Annotated in this window: 1 pseudogene; it reads left to right on the top strand. The window is 48.0% G+C overall.

The annotated features are described in order from the left end of the window. Window positions 1-1,668 (top strand): annotated as a pseudogene (locus HW347_RS20535) (hypothetical protein); the annotation flags it as partial.

Below are 1,668 nucleotides of genomic sequence, written 5' to 3'. Positions count from 1 at the left end.
ATAGTACTTCCGAGGTCGTCGTTTCCGAACAAGCAGCACCGAATGCGGGAACCGATGGAACATTGATTATCTGCACAGGTACAACAGTAACAGAAACTCAGCTTTTTAATGAACTCGGTGGAACACCCGATTCCGGGGGAACTTGGACTCCTATTCTTGCGGGTGCAGGGACCTATACTTATACAGTAGCGGCAACTTCGCCATGTACTGGCGACAATACTTCCGAAGTGGTTGTATCGGAACAAGCAGCACCGAATGCAGGAACCGATGGAACATTGACCATTTGCGAAGGAACTACCGTAACAGAAACACAACTTTTTGCCGAACTCGGTGGAACACCCGACTCTGTGGGAACTTGGTCACCTACTCTTTCGGGTGCAGGAACTTATACCTATACTGTAGCAGCAATTGCACCTTGTGCTGTTGATAGCACTTCCGAAGTGATAGTTTCCGAACAAGAAACTCCGAATGCAGGAACCGATGGAACATTGACCATTTGCGAAGGAACTACGGTAACAGAAACACAGCTTTTTGCCGAACTAGGTGGCACGCCCGATTCCGGCGGAACTTGGACTCCTACTCTTGCGGGTGCAGGGACCTATACTTATACAGTAGCGGCAACTTCGCCATGTACTGGCGACAATACTTCCGAAGTGGTTGTATCGGAACAAGCAGCACCGAATGCAGGAACCGATGGAACATTGACCATTTGCGAAGGAACTACCGTAACAGAAACACAACTTTTTGCCGAACTCGGTGGAACACCCGACTCTGTGGGAACTTGGTCACCTACTCTTTCGGGTGCAGGAACTTATACCTATACTGTAGCAGCAATTGCACCTTGTGCTGTTGATAGCACTTCCGAAGTGATAGTTTCCGAACAAGCAGCACCGAATGCTGGTACCGATGGAACATTGACCATTTGCGAAGGAACTACAGTAACAGAAACTCAGCTTTTTGCAGAACTCGGTGGAACACCTGATTCTGGTGGAACTTGGACTCCTACTCTTGCGGGTACAGGAACGTACACCTATACTGTAACGGCTACTTCCCCTTGTACTCTTGATAGTACTTCCAAAGTGGTCGTATCGGAACAAGCAGCACCGAATGCGGGAACCGATGGAACTTTAACTATTTGCGCAGGAACTACCGTAACAGAAACGCAACTTTTTAATGAACTCGGTGGAACACCCGATTCCGGTGGAACTTGGACTCCTACTCTTGCTGGCGCAGGAACATACACCTATACCGTAACCGCTACTTTACCTTGTACTCTTGATAGTACTTCCGAAATAGTCGTTTCCGAACAAGCAACTCCGAATACAGGAACCGTTGGAACATTGACCATTTGCGAAGGAACTACAGTAACAGAAACGCAGCTTTTTAATGAACTCGGCGGCACACCCGATTCCGGCGGAACTTGGACTCCTACTCTTGCGGGTACAGGAACTTATACCTATACAGTAACGGCAACTTCGCCATGTACCATCGATAGTACTTCCGAAATAGTCGTTTCCGAACAAGCAGCACCGAATGCTGGTACCGATGGAACTTTAACTATTTGCGAAGGAACTACCGTAACAGAAATACAACTTTTTAATGAACTCGGTGGCACGCCCGATTCCGGGGGAACTTGGACTCCTACTCTTGCGAGTACAGGAACTTATA

The sequence above is a fragment of the Zobellia barbeyronii genome, from assembly GCF_018603515.1.
Lineage (GTDB): Bacteria > Bacteroidota > Bacteroidia > Flavobacteriales > Flavobacteriaceae > Zobellia > Zobellia barbeyronii.
The sequence above is the reverse complement of the archived record's forward strand: the minus strand, read 5'-3'. Positions and strand labels throughout refer to the sequence as shown.